We start from the raw sequence: 15,761 nt of genomic DNA, 5'->3' as shown, positions 1-15,761 counted from the left end.
CTCGAATTTCTCTTTTGCCATTGCAATTACCTCAATAAAAGAACAAAGCCCGTGTCGGTTTAACGTCTCCAGCCAGAGCCTGCCACGGGCAGCAGACTCACCGCTAAACGGCGCTGAAGACAACAAAAGTCCCGCACACCAACCACCTCATCCAGGGTTGCCGCAGATCCGGCTTTGCCGGTCTGCTGGCAACGTCCCCTTGAGGGGGTGACGCGCCCCTTGGGGCGCGGCGCGGGGGTGGACCAATTACTTGGCGCGGGCGGCCATGATGGCTTCTTGCACGTTGCGCGGGGCTTCCGAGTAGTGCTTGAATTCCATCGTGTAGGTGGCGCGGCCTTGCGTCGCGGAGCGCAGCGCGGTCGAGTAACCGAACATTTCGGACAGCGGCACTTCGGCCTTGATGGCCTTGCCACCACCGACCATGTCTTCCATGCCCTGAACCATGCCGCGGCGGCTGGACAGGTCGCCCATCACCGTGCCGGCGTAGTCTTCCGGGGTTTCCACTTCGACGGCCATCATGGGTTCCAGAATGACCGGCTGGGCCTTCTTGCAACCTTCCTTGAAACCGAAGATGGCGGCCATCTTGAACGCCAGTTCGTTCGAGTCCACGTCGTGGTAGGAACCGAAGTGCAGGGTGACCTTGACGTCCACCACCGGGTAGCCGGCCAGCACGCCCTGGGTCAGGGCCTCGACCACGCCTTTTTCCACGGCGGGAATGAATTCGCGCGGCACCACACCACCCTTGATCGCGTCGACGAACTCGAAGCCCTTGCCGGCTTCCTGCGGTTCGATCTTGAGCACGACATGGCCGTACTGGCCCTTACCACCGGACTGGCGCACAAACTTGCCTTCGGCTTCGTTCACGGTGCCACGGATGGTTTCGCGGTAGGCCACCTGCGGCTTGCCGACGTTGGCTTCCACGCCGAATTCGCGCTTCATGCGGTCGACAATGATCTCCAGGTGCAGCTCGCCCATGCCGGCGATGATGGTCTGACCGGATTCTTCGTCGGTGCGCACGCGGAACGACGGGTCTTCGGCGGCCAGGCGGTTCAGGGCGATGCCCATCTTTTCCTGGTCGGTCTTGGTCTTGGGCTCCACGGCCTGGGCGATCACCGGCTCCGGGAACACCATGCGTTCCAGGGTGATGATGGCGGCCGGGTCGCACAGGGTTTCACCGGTGGTGACTTCCTTCAGGCCCACGCAGGCGGCAATGTCGCCGGCGCGGATTTCTTCCACTTCCTGGCGGTTGTTGGCGTGCATCTGCACGATACGGCCGATGCGTTCCTTCTTGCCCTTGACGGCGTTGTACACGGTGTCGCCCTTCTTCAGGACGCCGGAGTACACGCGCACGAAGGTCAACTGGCCCACGAAGGGGTCGGTCATCAGCTTGAACGCCAGGGCAGACAGCTTCTCTTCGTCGTCGGCCTTGCGCGAAGCCGGCTCTTCGTCTTCGTTGGTGCCCGCGACCGGCGGAATGTCCACCGGGGAAGGCAGCAGTTCGATCACAGCGTCGAGCATGCGCTGCACGCCCTTGTTCTTGAACGCGGTGCCGCACAGCATGGGCTGGATTTCGGTGGCCAGGGTACGGGCGCGCAGACCGGCGGTGATTTCCTCCTCGGTCAGCTCACCCTCTTCCAGGTACTTGTTCATCAGCTCTTCGGAGGCTTCGGCCGCGGCTTCCACCATCTTCTCGCGCCATTCCTTGGCCTGCTCGACCAGCTCGGCGGGGATCTCTTCGAAGGTGAACTTCATGCCCTGGGACGCTTCGTCCCAAATGATGGCCTTCATCTTGCGCAGGTCGACCACGCCTTTGAAGCCTTCTTCGGCGCCAATGGGGATCACGATGGGCACGGGGTTGGCCTTGAGGCGCAGCTTCATCTGGTCGTAGACCTTGAAGAAGTTGGCACCGGTGCGGTCCATCTTGTTCACAAAGGCCAGACGCGGCACCTTGTACTTGTTGGCCTGGCGCCACACGGTTTCCGACTGGGGCTGCACGCCACCCACGGCACAGTACACCATGCAGGCGCCGTCCAGCACGCGCATGGAGCGCTCCACCTCGATGGTGAAGTCCACGTGGCCGGGGGTGTCGATGATGTTGAAGCGGTGCTCGGGGAAGGAGTTGTCCATGCCACGCCAGAAGCAGGTGGTGGCCGCCGAGGTGATGGTGATGCCGCGCTCTTGCTCCTGCTCCATCCAGTCCATGGTGGCAGCGCCGTCGTGCACTTCACCGATCTTGTGGTTCACGCCGGTGTAGAACAGGATGCGTTCGGTGGTGGTGGTCTTGCCGGCGTCGATGTGGGCCGAGATACCGATGTTGCGGTAACGCGCGAGGGGCGTGGAACGTGCCATGAGAATTCTCCGAAAGATACGGGCAAAGCCCGCCACCCCTTGTGAGAGTGTTGCGGGCCTTGCGGGATGCGATAAGCGCGCGGCTTAGAAGCGGAAGTGGCTGAAGGCCTTGTTGGCTTCGGCCATGCGGTGCACTTCGTCACGTCGCTTCATGGCGCCACCACGGCCTTCGTTGGCTTCCAGCAGTTCGTTGGCCAAACGCAGGGCCATGGACTTTTCGCTGCGCTTGCGGGCAGCCTGCTTGATCCAGCGCATGGACAGGGCCAGGCGACGCACCGGACGCACTTCGACAGGCACCTGGTAGTTAGCGCCACCGACGCGGCGGGACTTCACTTCCACCAAGGGTTTGACGTTGTTGATGGCGATGGTGAAGAGTTCCAGCGGGTCTTTGCCGGTCTTCTTCTCCATGGTTTCCAGGGCACCGTAGATGATGCGCTCTGCAACCGCCTTTTTGCCGCCTTCCATGATGACGTTCATGAATTTGGACAGCTCGACATTGCCGAACTTGGGATCCGGCAGGATTTCACGTTTAGGGACTTCGCGACGACGTGGCATTTCTCACTCCATTGCTTCAGTTGGCACCGCTTCCGGCGGCACCGCGAGAGCCATACAGGACCCTCACTTACTCGACCCATGCGCACCGTGCGCATCCGGGGGTCACTTCGCTCAAACACTCGCCAGCAAGCATTCAAGCACCTTGTTTTGAACACGGCATGACAGCCGCATCCGGCGAACCAGGGGGCAATTAGGCCTTCTTGGGACGCTTGGCACCGTACTTGGAACGGGACTGCTTGCGGTCTTTCACGCCTTGCAGGTCCAGCGAACCGCGGACGATGTGGTAACGCACACCGGGCAAGTCTTTCACACGACCGCCGCGAACCAGCACCACGCTGTGTTCCTGCAGGTTGTGGCCTTCACCGCCGATGTAGGAAATGACTTCGAAGCCGTTGGTCAGGCGCACCTTGGCGACCTTACGCAGCGCGGAGTTCGGCTTCTTGGGGGTCGTGGTGTACACGCGGGTGCACACGCCACGACGCTGGGGGCAGTTTTCCATGGCCGGGCTCTTGGACTTGATCTTTTCGACCGTCCGGCCTTGGCGCACGAGTTGGTTGATGGTTGGCATTGAAACGTCCCTAAACGTTTGAAATAAAAACAGAAATCCCTTCGGAATTTTCCGAAAAGCCCGCCACTGTAGCACGAAGCCCCTGGGAGCGCAACGCCTGGCCGCCCTCCACGGGGGCCGGCCTCACTTGATCCAGAGGCGGATGGCGCCCCAAAGGCGGCCAAGCAGACCGGCTTCTTCCACCGTCTGCAGCACGAACAGCGGGGTTTCGGCGACCACCTCGCCGGCGGCCGTCTTGACGCGCAGGGTGCCCAGCGGCTGGCCCTGCTGCAGCGGCGCGACGAGCGGGTCGGTGCGCAGCACCTCGGTACGCAGGCCGCTGGCCTGGCCCGCCGGCACACTGACGACGACGCCCTCGGGCCGGCCGATCGACACCGTGGAGGCCCGGCCTTTCCAGACTTCGGGCGTGGCCACGGCCTGACCCGGCGCGAACAGCCGGACCGCCTGGTAAGCGGAAAAGCCCCAGTTCAGCAGCTTCTGGCTTTCGGCGGCACGGGCGTTCTCGTTGGCGGCCCCCAGCACCACGCTGATCAGGCGGCGTTGGCCGTTGGCCCCCTCACCCAGGCCCGGAAACTGGCGGCGTGCAGTGGCCACCAGACAGTAGCCGGCGGCGTCGGTGTGGCCGGTCTTGAGGCCATCGACCGTGGGATCGCGGAACAGCAACAGGTTGCGGTTGGTGTCGTTGGCCGCGGGCGTGCCGGGGTAGCGGTAACGCTGGATGGCGTAGTAGCCGACGTACTGCGGAAAGTCCTTCAGCAGACGGGTGGCCAGCACCGAGAGGTCGCGTGCGGTGGTGGTGTGGCCGGGTGCGGTCAGACCCTCGGGGTTGCGGAAGCCGGTCTTGCTCATGCCCAGGGCCTTGGCCTGCTGGTTCATGAGTTCGACGAAACGCTCGACCGTGCCACCCACGCCTTCGGCCAGGGCCACGGTGGCGTCGTTGCCGGACTGCACGATCATGCCTTTGAGCAAGTCCTCGACCGGCACCTGCATCTTGGGATCGATGAACATGCGCGAGCCCGGCATCTTCCAGGCGCGCTCGCTCACGGGGAAGGTCTGGTCCAGGGCGATCTTTTTGGCACGCAGGGCGTCGAACACCAGGTAGGCCGTCATGAGTTTGGTCAGCGAGGCCGGCTCGACCGCCATGTCCGGATCCTTGGCGGCCAGCACCTGCTGGCTGGTCACGTCGTACACCAGGAAGGCGCGGGCGGCCACCTCGGGCGCCGCCGGGGTTTGCGCCACGGCGGGCAGGGCCGCGGCCAGGGTCAGCACCAAGCCGGCCGACCAGGGGCGCACAGAAAGGGGAAGGGCAAACACGTGAAAGTCCAGTTTTGACGGTGAAGAAACGCCGGACCGGCGCGCAGGGCGGCTCAGGCGGCGCGCAGGTGGCGCAGGGTCAAGGCTTTGAGCAGGGGCAGGCGGCCGTGGAAAAAATGCTCGACACCGGGGATGACGGTGACGGGCAAGGCCTGGGGCCGGGCCCAATCGAGCACGGCCGAGAGGGCCACGGTGTCGTCCTGCTCCCCGTGAACGACCAGGGTGCGGTCGTGAAGTTCCTCGGGCAAGGCCGGCACGGCAAAACGGCTGGCCGCCGTGCCGACCAGCACCAGCGAATGCAGGGCGCGCGCCGGCTGCAGCCGCACCGCGGCCTGGCAGGTGACGAAAGCGCCGAAGGAAAAGCCGGCCAGGGCCAGCGGCCCCGCGGGCGCCTGGGCCGCCACGGCGGCGAGCAGGTCCTCGGTCTCGCCCACGCCGTGGTCGTGCACCCCGGCGCTGCGGCCGACGCCGCGGAAGTTGAAGCGCAGCGCCGTCCAGCCGGCCTGCACGTAGGCCCGGGCCAGGGTCTGCACCACCTTGTTCTGCAGGGTGCCGCCGAACAGGGGGTGGGGGTGGGCGATGACCGCCACTCCGCCTTCGGCGCGGGCCTGGGCCGGGCGGTCGATCGCCAACTCCAGGGCACCGCTGGGGCCGTCGATCAGCAGGGATTCGGTCTGCGCGTTCACGGCCACGGCCTCAGCGGCCGACGCCGGGCGGGGTCAGCAGGCGCTCGACGACCACCCCGTCGCGCAGGTGCGAGGTGACGATCTCGTCGATGTCGGCCTGGTCGACGAAGCTGTACCAGACCGCCTCGGGGTAGACCACGGCCACCGGCCCGCCGGCGCAACGGTCCAGACAGCCGGCCTTGTTGACGCGCACCTGACCGGGACCGGCCAGACCCAAGGCCTTGACCTGCTGCTTGCAACGGTCGAAGGCCGCCTGGGCCCCGTGGTCGGCGCAGCAGGCTTCGCCGTTGGCGCGCTGGTTCAGGCAGAAAAAGATGTGCCGCTGGTAATAAGAAGGGGCGGCGGATTGGGGCTCACTCATGGCGTGGCATTGTAGTGGGCGCCCCGGGGGCGCAAGGCCAGGCGCACCCCCACCCACAAGGCGGCGTAGGGCCACAGCCAGCCCAGCCACTGCGACAGACCATGAAACCGGATGAAGCGCCCCTGCTCCCAGGTTTCCAGGGACTGGGCAAAGTACGCCGTTTCCGGCGCCCGGTTGAGCAGGCCCAGGGCAAAGCTCCAGGCCAGCAGCGACAACACCGCGGCCGTGCGGTGCCCCAGGGCCAGCCCGAACAGGGACATGGCCGCGGCCACCACCAGGCCCAGCGACGCCGGCGGCGTGAGCCAGGCCCAGGCGTGAACCGGCCCGAACGTCAGGCTGGCCGACAACACGCCAGCGGACAGAAGCACCACCCCGAACAGCAACGCAAACACAAAACGCTGCCCAGGGCGCCGCAGCACCGCATAGCCCAGCAGCACCGGCGCCCAGACGCACAGGGCCACCACCAGCGCTTCGGCCAGGGGACTCAGCGGCAAGGAGGGCGCGGCCTGGGGCAACCACCCCTGCAGGGCCGAGCCCTCGGTCAGCTGGACCAGTGCCACCTCCAGCCGCTGCCACGCCTGGCCCAGACCGAAGGGCACCGACGTGGGGTAGAGGACCGCCAGCGGCCAGGTCAGCAACAGCACCAGCGCCCCCCGGGTGTCGGGCACGAAACAGGCCTGGCGGAACTGCACCCACGGCCCGAGCACGCGCCAGCGCAGCAGGAGCAGGGCCAACACCGCGCCCAGGGCCGCGCCCAGGCTGTTGAGGCCCCAGTCCACCTGCGAGGGCACCCGCTGCGTCAGGTAACTCTGTACCGACTCCAGCGCCAAGGACAGGCACACCGGCCCCAGGGTCCCGAGCAGCCAGGCCCCGCGGCCCCGCCCCGTGCGCGCCACGGCCAGGGTGAGCAAGAGGCCCAGGGGGACGTAACCCAAGAGGTTGGCCGCGATGTCGAAGCCGGTCCAGTACTGGGGCCAGGGCGCCAGCAGGAAAGACCAGGGCGCAATGCCCTGCAGGCGCCAGCCGGTGAACGGAAACAGGCTGGCGTAGACCACCAGCACGGCATAGGCCAGGGCCACCGGCCAGGCCAGCGACAGGCGCCGACCGTCGGCACCCACTGGCTCGGACGGGCGTGGACGGCGGACAGCGAACGCCGACACGCCCCCGCCTCAGAAGGGCTTGACAACCACCAGGACCACGGCCACGATCATCATGAGGACCGGAGCTTCGTTGAACCAGCGGTACCAGACGTGGTGGTGGGCGTTGTCGCCACGCTCGAAACGGCGCAGCAGGCGGCCACAGGCGTGGTGGTAGCCCAGCAGCAGGGCCACCACCAGCAGCTTGGCGTGCAGCCAGCCGTTGCCCGGACCACGGCCGACGCCGTAGCCCAGCCACAGCCACAGGCCCAGGGCCAGGGCGGGCACGGCCAGCAGGGTCATGAAGCGCATGAGCTTGCGCGCCATCAGCAGCAGGCGCTGGCGTTCGGCCTCGCTGCCGGGCTGGACCATGGCCAGGTTCACGAAGATGCGCGGCAGGTAGAACAGACCGGCGAACCAGCTGGCGACGAAAACGATGTGGAACGACTTGACCCAGAGCATGTGACAGAGTGTAGCCAAACCACGATTTCCCGCAGGAGGACCATCCCATGAGCGCCCCCACCGCACCCGCCTGGCAACGGGCCCACGACACCCTCTGCGCCCAGGGCGATTCGCCCTTCTGGCACGCCCGGGAAGAGCGCCTGTACTGGGTGGACGTGGCCCTGATGCGGCTGTGGCGGCTGCACCCGCGCAGCGGCCAGGCCGAACACATCGACCTGCCGCAAACCCCGGGCAGCGTGGCCCCCTGCCGCAGCGGCGGCTTGCTGCTGGCCCTGCGCGACGGCATCTACCACCTGGGCCACTGGAACGACCTGCCACGCCAGATCGCCGCCGCCCCCCACGACCCGGCCCGCCAGCGCTTTGCCGGCGGCCGCTGCGATCCCTGGGGCCGTTTCTGGGTCGGCACCCACGTGGACGCCCAGGACCGGGCCGAAGGGGCCTTGTACTGCCTGCACACCCGCGTCAAAAACCAACCCGAACTGCGTGCGGTGGAACGCGGGCTGCTGTCCTGCGACGGACTGGCCTGGTCGCCCGATGGCAAGCGGCTGTACTGGACCGACAGCAGCCGGCACCAGGTCAGCACCCACGCCATGTCCAACCCCGGCCAATGGCCGCCGCAACTGGGCGTGCCCATGCCGCTGGGCCACTTTGCCCCGCGGCCCGCGGATTGGTCGTTCGACACCCCGGGCGGCTACGCCGGGCGCCCCAGCGGCGCGGCGGTGGACCAGGCCGGGCGCTACTGGGTGGCGATGCACGAAGGGGCCCAGGTGCTGTGCCTGAGCCCCCAGGGCGAGGTGCTGGCGCGCCACCCCACCCCGGTGCAATGTCCGACGGCGCTGTGCTTCGGCGACCCGGACTTGCGCACCCTGTACCTGACCAGCGCCCGCCTCCAGCGCAGCCCGGCCGAACTGGCCCGCTGGCCCGACAGCGGCGCGGTGCACACGCTGCGGGTGGACACCCCCGGCCTGCCCGTCAACCTGTACTGGGACTGAAGTGGCGCGTTAAAAAAATTCACGCTGGCCGGATGGGGCCGCCGCTAACATTGCGGCCATGCCTGCAGCACACCCCTCCTCTGCCGTGGCCACCCCCGGGGTCGGCACGGAACCCGCCGTGGCCCGCTGGGCCGACCAGATCCGCGCCGCCGCCACCGACGGCATGGCCTTGCGCGTGGGCGGCGGCGGCAGCAAGGCGTTCTACGGCGAGCCCCTGGCCAGCGGTCTGGCTCCGCTGGACACCCGCCCCCACGCCGGCATCGTCGCCTACGAGCCGACCGAACTGGTGCTGACCGCGCGCGCCGGCACCCCCCTGACCGAAGTGGAAACGGCGCTGGCCGAACGCGGCCAATGCCTGGCCTTCGAACCCCCGCACTTCGGACCCGGCGCTACGGTCGGCGGGGCGGTGGCCACCGGCCTGAGCGGCCCGGCCCGTGCCAGCGTCGGCGCGGTGCGCGACTACATCCTGGGCGCCCGACTGCTCAACGGCCGGGGCGAACACCTCACTTTCGGCGGCCAGGTGATGAAGAACGTGGCCGGCTACGACCTCAGCCGCCTGCTCGCGGGCAGCCTGGGCAGCCTGGGTGTGCTCACCGAGGTGTCGCTCAAGGTGCTGCCGGTGGCGCCGGCCGAAGCCACCCTGAGCTTCGAAATGCCGCAGGACGTGGCCCTGGCGCAACTGGCCCGCTGGCGCGGCCAGCCCCTGCCCTTGAACGCCAGCTGCTGGGTGCTGGACGACACCGAGGCCCCCGCCCGGCCGCTGCTGTTCGTGCGCCTGCGCGGGGCCGTGGCGGCGGTGGACGCCGCGTGCACGCGCATGCTGGCCGATGCCCCGGGCGAGCGCCAGGACACCGCGCGCAGCGCCGCCGACTGGCGCGCCTGCGGCGAACACACCCTGCCCTTTTTCGCCCAGGCACCGTCGTCCGAACACGGCTTGTGGCGCCTGTCGGTGGCGCCCACCACGCCCGTGCTGGACCTGCCCGGCCCGGCGCTGGTGGAATGGCACGGCGGCCAACGCTGGGTCTGGGCCCCACTGGCCGCGCGCGACTCCTTGCGCACCCTCGCGCGGCAGGCCGGTGGCCACGCCACCCTGTTCCGCGCCCCGGCGGCGCACGCCCAGGCGGGCGACCGCTTCACCCCCCCCGACGCGGCGCTGCTGGCCATTCAGCAACGCCTGAAACGCGAATTCGACCCGGCCGGCGTGTTCAACCCCGGCCGCTGGGGCTTTGGCCTCTGAGCCGAGGAACGACATGCAAACCCAACTCGCGCCCGAATTCCAAGGCACGCCCGACGGCCAGGCGGCCGAAGCCATCCTGCGCAAGTGCGTGCACTGCGGCTTCTGCACCGCCACCTGCCCCACTTACCAGCTGCTGGGTGACGAACTGGACGGTCCGCGCGGGCGCATCTACCTGATCAAACAGGTGCTGGAAGGCCAGACACCCACACGCAAGACCCAGCAGCACCTGGACCGCTGCCTGACCTGCCGCAACTGCGAATCGACCTGCCCCAGCGGGGTGGACTACGGCCACCTGGTCGACATCGGCCGCAAGGTGGTGGACGCCAAGGTGGAACGCCCAGCGGCCGAACGCGCGGTGCGCTGGCTGCTGAAGGAAGGCCTGCCCTCGCCCCTGTTCGGTCCCGCGATGCGGGTGGGCCAGGCGGTGCGCGGGCTGCTGCCCGAGGCCTGGCAGGCCAAGGTACCGCCCAAGCAGGACCCCGGCCCCTGGCCCAGCCGCACCCACGCCCGGCGCGTGCTGATGCTCGAAGGCTGCGTGCAACCGGCGATGATGCCCAACATCAACCACGCCACGGCGCGGGTGCTGGACGCGGCCGGCGTGCAGACCGTGGTGGCGCCCCAGGCCGGCTGCTGCGGCGCGGTCAAGTTCCACCTGAACGACCAGGTCGGCGGGCTGGCGCAGATGCGCGCCAACATCGACGCCTGGTGGCCCCACATCGACCCAGCCAGCACGCAGCCGGCGGAGGCGATCGTGATGAACGCCTCGGGCTGCGGCGTGACGGTGAAGGACTACGGGCACCTGCTGCGGCACGACCCGGCCTACGCCGAGAAGGCCGCCCGCGTCAGCGCCCTGACCCGGGACCTGAGCGAGCTGCTGCCCACCCTGGTGCCGGCCCTGCAAGGGCAACTGGCGCCCGGCGCCCACGGGCAGCGCCTGGCCTTCCACCCGCCCTGCACCCTGCAGCACGGCCAGCGTCTGCGCGGCGGGGTAGAGGAGCACCTGGGTGCGCTGGGCTTTGCGGTGCAGGTGGCGCGCAACGAAGCGCACCTGTGCTGCGGCTCGGCCGGCACCTATTCGGTGCTCAACCCCGGCCTGTCCACCCAGTTGCGCGACCGCAAGCTCGGCCACCTGGACGAACTGGCGGCGGACACCATCGTCTCGGCCAACATCGGCTGCATCGGCCACCTGCAAAGCGGCACCGACACCCCGGTGAAACACTGGGTGGAGGTGCTGGACGCGGCGCTGCGTCCGCCGGCCAGGCCCTGACACCGTGCTCAACGCCCTGGCCGCCCTGCTGAGCCTGCAACTGCTGGGCGAAGCGGTGGTGCGCTGGCTGGCCTGGCCGGTGCCCGGCCCGGTGCTGGGCATGGCGCTGCTGTTGCTGGCCCTGCTGCTGCGCCCGGTCTGGCTGCAGGCGCTGCGCGACACCGCCAAAGGCCTGCTGCAGCACCTGTCGCTGCTGTTCGTGCCCGCCGGCGTGGGCGTGATGCTGCACCTGCAGCGCCTGGGTGACGAGGCCTGGGCCATCGGCGTGGCGCTGGTGCTGAGCACCTGGATCGGCATGGCCACGGCCGCACTCACCACCGTCTGGCTGCTGCGCCGCCACGCCGGCGCCAAAGCGCCGCAGGACGGCACATGAGCCCCCCACACGACGCCCCCAGCCTGGCCGAGATCTGGGTATACCTCTCGACCACGCCGCTGCTGGGCCTGACACTGACGCTGCTGGTCTACGGCCTGGCCTACCGCCTGTCGGCCGCGGTGCGCCAGCACCCGCTGGCCAACCCGGTGGCGTTGTCCATCGTGCTGCTGGGGGCCTTGCTCTGGGCCACCGGCACGCCCTACGGCACCTACTTTGAAGGCGCTCAGTTCGTGCACTTCCTGCTCGGTCCGGCCACCGTGGCCCTGGCGGTGCCGCTGTACGAACAATGGGGCCGTTTGCGCCGGGTCTGGTGGCCGCTGCTGGGCGGCCTGGTGGCCGGCACCCTGGCCGGCACGTTCAGTGCGGTCGGGCTGGCCCACCTGCTCGGGGCTTCGCGCGCCACGCTGGCCTCACTCGCCCCCAAATCGGTCACCTCGCCCGTGGCCATGGGCATCGCCGAACCGCTCGGCGGGCTGCCCTCGCTGACCGCGGTGCTGGTGGTTTGCACCGGCGTGGTCGGCGCGGCCAGCGCGCGCGTGCTGTTCGACCTGCTGCGCATCCACGACCCGATGGTGCGCGGCCTGGCCCTGGGCACCGCGGCCCACGGCATCGGCACGGCGCGGGCGTTTCAGGTGAGCGAAGAAAGCGGCGCCTTTGCCGGCCTGGCCATGGGCCTGACCGCCTTGTTCAGTGCCCTGGCGCTGCCCTGGCTGCTGGCCCCGGTGCTGCGCGCCCTGGGCTGAACGCCCCTAGGCGCGAACCGCGCCGCCACCTCAACCGTGCAGGTCGTCGCGGCGGGCGATCTCCAGCAGGCGTTCCAGTTCGTGCGCGTGGTCGCGCTGGTTGCGCCGGTGCCAACGCAGGATCAGCCACATGGCCCCGGCGACGAACACCCCGAATCCGGTGATGGCCCCGAACGCCGACAGGCCCATGCCGGTGGAAAAGCTGTAGAGGAAGCCCAGGAACAGGATACAGGCCTGTTCGTTGAAGTTCTGCACCGCGATCGAGCGCCCGGCACCCATCAGGTTGTGGCCGCGGTGCTGCAGCAGGGCGTTCATCGGCACCACCAGGAAACCGCCGAGCGCCCCCAAGGCGATGAGGAACGGGGCCGCGACCCAGACGTTGTCGATGAAGTTCATGAACACCACCAACAGGCCCATGGCGATGCCCAGCGGCATGACGCCGGTGGCGTGTTCCAGGCGCATGCGCAGCGAGGCCACCACCGCGCCCACCGCGGTGCCAATGGCCACCACGCCGACCAGCGACGAGGCCTGGGTGGTGCTGTACCCCAGGGCCGCCGCGGCCCAGGCCAGCACGATGTAGCGCAGGTTGCCGCTGACGCCCCAGAACAGGGTGGTGGTGGACAGGGAAATCTGGCCCAGGCGGTCGCGCCACAGGCGGGTGTTGCAGATCCAGAAATCGGGCAGCAAGGCCAGCGCGTTGCGCGGCATGTGGCGCAAGGCGGCGCCGGTGCGCGGGATGCGGGTGTTGAACCAGGCCGCCACGCCGTAGACCAGCACCAGCAGGGCGATGGCGGCCTCGGCCGGGGTGCCGATGCCCAGGCCCACGCCCGGCAACTTCGACTCCCAGGCCAGCAGGTGCCCGGACACCAGCGGCCCCACCAGCTGCCCGCCCAGCACCACGCCCAGGATGATGGAGGCGATGGTCAGCCCCTCGATCCAGCCGTTGGCCTTGACCAGTTGCGAAGGCGGCAGCAACTCGGTGAGGATGCCGTACTTGGCCGGCGAATAGGCCGCCGCGCCCAGCCCGACGATGGCGTAGGCCAGCAGGGGGTGCAGGCTGGTGAGCATCAGCAGACAGCCCAGCACCTTGATCGCGTTGCTGACGAACATGACCTGACCTTTGGGCCGAGCGTCGGCAAACGCCCCCACAAAAGGCGCCAACACCACGTAAAAAAGGGCAAACATGGGCACCAGAGCGGCACTTTGCCACTCCGGGGCGCCCCGGGTGCGCAGCAGTTCCACGGCCACGACGAACAAGGCGTTGTCGGCCAGGGAACTGAAGAACTGCGCCGTCATGATGGTGTAGAAACCGCGCTTCATGGCCATGAATTTGGGTACGTAACAGCGTGGGGCAGGCGGTTTTTGTGCAACAGTGGCGGCCAGTGCAGGCCGCGGCGTCTCCAGCGATGCGCGGGTTATAGCACGGCCAGCCTCCACACCCACCGCTCCGACACGCCACCATGCCACGCCCGATCCTCGCCACCGTCCACGCCCCGGCCCTGCGCCACAACCTGGCCCGCGCCCGGGCCGCCGCCCCCGACACCCGGGTCTGGGCGGTGGTCAAGGCCAACGCCTACGGCCACGGCATCGAACGCGTGTTCGACGCCCTGCGCGGCGCCGACGGCTTTGCCCTGCTCGACCTGGCCGAGGCCGAACGCCTGCGCGCCCTGGACTGGCGCGGCCCCATCCTGCTGCTCGAAGGCTGCTTCGAGCCTCGCGACCTGGAGCTGTGCTCGCGCCTGAACCTGTGGCACGCGGTGCACTGCGAAGAACAGATCGACTGGCTCAGCCGCCACAAAACGCAGACCCCGCACCGCGTGTTCCTGAAAATGAACTCCGGCATGAACCGCCTGGGTTTCCGGCCCGAAGCCTTCCGCGCCGCCTGGACCCGGCTCAACGCCCTGCCCCAGGTGGACGAGATCTCGCTGATGACCCACTTCAGTGACGCCGATGGCCTGCGCATGGGCGCCGACGGCATCGCCCACCAGGTGGCCGCCTTCGTGCAAGCCACGCACGACCTGCCCGGCGAGCGCAGCCTGTGCAACAGCGCGGCCACGCTGCGCCACGCCCTGTCGGTGCGCCTGGGCGATGAAGCCAGCGCCCAGGCCCTGGCCGCCGACTGGGTGCGCCCCGGCATCGCGGTCTACGGCAGCGCCCCGGACCACCCCAGCCACCGCGCCGCCGACTGGGGGCTGCAACCCACCCTGACGCTGTCGAGCCGGCTCATCGGCCTCCAGCAGGTGGCCCAGGGCGAGAGCGTGGGCTACGGCTCCACCTACGTGGCCGCTGCGCCGCTGCACGTCGGCGTGGTGGCCTGCGGTTACGCCGACGGCTACCCCCGACATGCCCCCGGCAGTACCGAACACGGCGCCCCGGTGCTGGTGAACGGGGTGCGCACCCGGCTGGTGGGCCGCGTCAGCATGGACATGCTGGCGGTGGACCTGACCCCGGTGGAGGCCGCCCACGGCCCCTGTGCCCTGGGCGACGAGGTGGTGTTGTGGGGCCGCAGCGCCCGTGGTACGGTGTTGCCCATCGACGAAGTGGCCCAGGCCGCCGGCACCCTGAGCTACGAACTGATGTGCGCCGTGGCGCCCCGGGTGCCGTTCGCCGTGGACCACGGAGAGACCTGATCCTCCTGGTACTCCAAGGGGTATTCATTTATACTGGCGCATTGCCCGGAGACCGTCCATGCCCCCCGTCCAGTCCCCACCCCGTCCACGCCCGCATGCTCGCGCCTTCTGGGTCGCGGCCAGTCTGGGCTGGGCCTGCGCCACGCACGCCGCCCCCCCCGCCAGCGGCCCGGCGGCCCCCCAAATCCCCGTGGCCGAGGTCGCTCTGCGCCCCGTCGGCGCCGGGCTGACCCTGGACGGCACGCTGCAGGCGGTGCAGCAGAGCACGCTGTCGGCCCAGGCCAGCGGCCGCATCGCGCAGCTGCTGGTCAAAGCCGGTGACGCGGTGCGCGCCGGCCAGGTGCTGGCGGTGGTGGACGACCGCATGACGCAGGCCGGCGTGGTCCAGGCCCAGGCCGGGGTGGCGCAGGCCCAGGCCCAGCAGCAGCAAGCGCAGACCCAGCTGCAGCGCACGCGCGAACTGCAGCGCCAGGGCTTTCTGTCGCAAGCCGCGCTGGACCAGGCCGAAACCCAGTTCCAGGCGGCCCAGGCCGGCACGGCACAGGCCCGGGCTGGTGCCGTGCAATCGGGGCTGGCGCAAGGCCACACCCGCCTGACCGCGCCTTACGACGGCTTCGTGCTCGCCACCCACGCCGAAACCGGCGACCTGGCCGCACCGGGCGTGCCGGTGCTGACGGTGTACGCCCCGCAAGTGCTGCGGGCGGTGGTGCATGTGCCGGCCTCGCGCGCCGCCCTGGCGGCCCAAGCCCCACGGGTGGAGGTGCAACTGCCCGACGGCCAGTGGTTCGCGCCCGCCAGCCGCACCCGCCTGCCGGCGGCCGACCCGGTGTCGCAAACGGTGGAGTGGCGCCTGAACCTGGCCGCGGCGCACGCTGCCCAGCTGCTGCCAGGCCAGCAGGTGCGGGTGCGCTTCGTGGCCGGCCAGGAAGAACGCCTGGTGCTGCCCGCGCCGGCCGTGCCACCTCGGAGGCCGCGGCCGGCGGTGTGCTGGTGGGGGTGAGCATCAACGACGCCAAGGCTACCGCCAGCCCACCGGTGAGTGCCTCCATCCTGCCCAATACCTCGCTCGCCGGCGTGCGCCACATCAC

16 protein-coding genes are annotated in these 15,761 nt (G+C 69.3%); 7 read left to right on the top strand and 9 right to left on the bottom strand.

Features of this window, described 5'->3' with window-relative positions; all coding sequences use genetic code 11:
* Positions 1–246: 246 nt before the first annotated feature.
* From fusA to CON77_RS06395, 8 genes are all read right to left on the bottom strand, one after another.
* Positions 247–2,349 carry an elongation factor G gene (gene fusA / locus CON77_RS06430; RefSeq protein ID WP_101048307.1) on the bottom strand — a complete coding sequence of 701 codons (2,103 nt, stop codon included), beginning with the start codon at positions 2,347–2,349 and terminating at the stop codon, positions 247–249.
* A gap of 84 nt (positions 2,350–2,433) precedes the next feature.
* A complete protein-coding gene (rpsG, locus tag CON77_RS06425) occupies positions 2,434–2,904 on the bottom strand; it encodes a 30S ribosomal protein S7 (protein ID WP_101048306.1) in 471 nt (156 codons plus the stop codon).
* A gap of 190 nt (positions 2,905–3,094) precedes the next feature.
* A complete protein-coding gene (gene rpsL / locus CON77_RS06420; protein WP_101048305.1) occupies positions 3,095–3,472 on the bottom strand; it encodes a 30S ribosomal protein S12 in 378 nt (125 codons plus the stop codon).
* Positions 3,473–3,595: 123 nt separating this feature from the next.
* The gene (locus CON77_RS06415) at positions 3,596–4,786 is read right to left on the bottom strand and encodes a D-alanyl-D-alanine carboxypeptidase family protein (protein ID WP_232788427.1); all 1,191 of its coding nucleotides are present in this window, start codon (positions 4,784–4,786) and stop codon (positions 3,596–3,598) included.
* Between the two features lie 53 nt (positions 4,787–4,839).
* Complete coding sequence (locus CON77_RS06410) at positions 4,840–5,472, bottom strand: alpha/beta hydrolase (RefSeq protein WP_101048309.1); 633 nt, start codon at positions 5,470–5,472, stop codon at positions 4,840–4,842.
* Positions 5,473–5,482: 10 nt separating this feature from the next.
* On the bottom strand, positions 5,483–5,833 hold the full coding sequence (locus tag CON77_RS06405) for a (2Fe-2S) ferredoxin domain-containing protein (RefSeq protein ID WP_101048303.1): 351 nt from the start codon (positions 5,831–5,833) through the stop codon (positions 5,483–5,485).
* Entirely contained in the window at positions 5,830–6,993 is a 1,164-nt protein-coding gene (locus tag CON77_RS06400) for a VanZ family protein (RefSeq protein WP_369407344.1), read from the bottom strand. The genes CON77_RS06405 and CON77_RS06400 overlap by 4 nt, the downstream gene beginning before the upstream one ends.
* Before the next feature lie 9 nt (positions 6,994–7,002).
* Positions 7,003–7,431, bottom strand: a complete 429-nt coding sequence (locus CON77_RS06395) for a CopD family protein (RefSeq protein ID WP_101048302.1) — start codon at positions 7,429–7,431, stop codon at positions 7,003–7,005.
* A gap of 47 nt (positions 7,432–7,478) precedes the next feature.
* Between CON77_RS06395 and CON77_RS06390 the strand changes: the two genes are divergently transcribed.
* The 5 genes from CON77_RS06390 to CON77_RS06370 are packed head-to-tail and all read left to right on the top strand — an operon-like array spanning position 7,479 to position 12,043.
* Positions 7,479–8,423 carry an SMP-30/gluconolactonase/LRE family protein gene (locus CON77_RS06390; RefSeq protein ID WP_101048301.1) on the top strand — a complete coding sequence of 315 codons (945 nt, stop codon included), beginning with the start codon at positions 7,479–7,481 and terminating at the stop codon, positions 8,421–8,423.
* Positions 8,424–8,481: 58 nt separating this feature from the next.
* Positions 8,482–9,660 (top strand): glycolate oxidase subunit GlcE, encoded by a 1,179-nt coding sequence (gene glcE, locus CON77_RS06385; RefSeq protein ID WP_101048300.1) that lies wholly within the window; start codon positions 8,482–8,484, stop codon positions 9,658–9,660.
* Between the two features lie 13 nt (positions 9,661–9,673).
* Entirely contained in the window at positions 9,674–10,927 is a 1,254-nt protein-coding gene (gene glcF, locus CON77_RS06380) for a glycolate oxidase subunit GlcF (RefSeq protein ID WP_101048299.1), read from the top strand.
* Positions 10,928–10,931: 4 nt separating this feature from the next.
* On the top strand, positions 10,932–11,300 hold the full coding sequence (locus CON77_RS06375; protein WP_101048298.1) for a CidA/LrgA family protein: 369 nt from the start codon (positions 10,932–10,934) through the stop codon (positions 11,298–11,300).
* The gene (locus CON77_RS06370) at positions 11,297–12,043 is read left to right on the top strand and encodes an LrgB family protein (RefSeq protein WP_101048297.1); all 747 of its coding nucleotides are present in this window, start codon (positions 11,297–11,299) and stop codon (positions 12,041–12,043) included. Before CON77_RS06375 ends, CON77_RS06370 begins: the two co-directional genes overlap by 4 nt.
* Positions 12,044–12,073: 30 nt before the next feature.
* Here CON77_RS06370 and lplT read toward each other — a convergent pair whose 3' ends face one another.
* Positions 12,074–13,363, bottom strand: coding sequence for a lysophospholipid transporter LplT (gene lplT, locus CON77_RS06365; RefSeq protein WP_101048296.1), 1,290 nt, complete (start codon positions 13,361–13,363; stop codon positions 12,074–12,076).
* Between the two features lie 140 nt (positions 13,364–13,503).
* On the opposite strand from lplT, the gene alr reads away from it, so the two are divergent.
* The gene (alr, locus tag CON77_RS06360; RefSeq protein ID WP_101048295.1) at positions 13,504–14,673 is read left to right on the top strand and encodes an alanine racemase; all 1,170 of its coding nucleotides are present in this window, start codon (positions 13,504–13,506) and stop codon (positions 14,671–14,673) included.
* 58 nt (positions 14,674–14,731) lie between these two features.
* Complete coding sequence (locus CON77_RS06355) at positions 14,732–15,673, top strand: efflux RND transporter periplasmic adaptor subunit (protein WP_101048294.1); 942 nt, start codon at positions 14,732–14,734, stop codon at positions 15,671–15,673.
* Positions 15,674–15,761 lie beyond the last annotated feature (88 nt).

The sequence above is a fragment of the Macromonas nakdongensis genome, from assembly GCF_002837145.1.
Taxonomy (GTDB): Bacteria; Pseudomonadota; Gammaproteobacteria; order Burkholderiales; family Burkholderiaceae_C; genus Macromonas_B; species Macromonas_B nakdongensis.
Note: the sequence above shows the minus strand (reverse complement) of the source record. Positions and strands in the feature narration are given on the sequence as shown.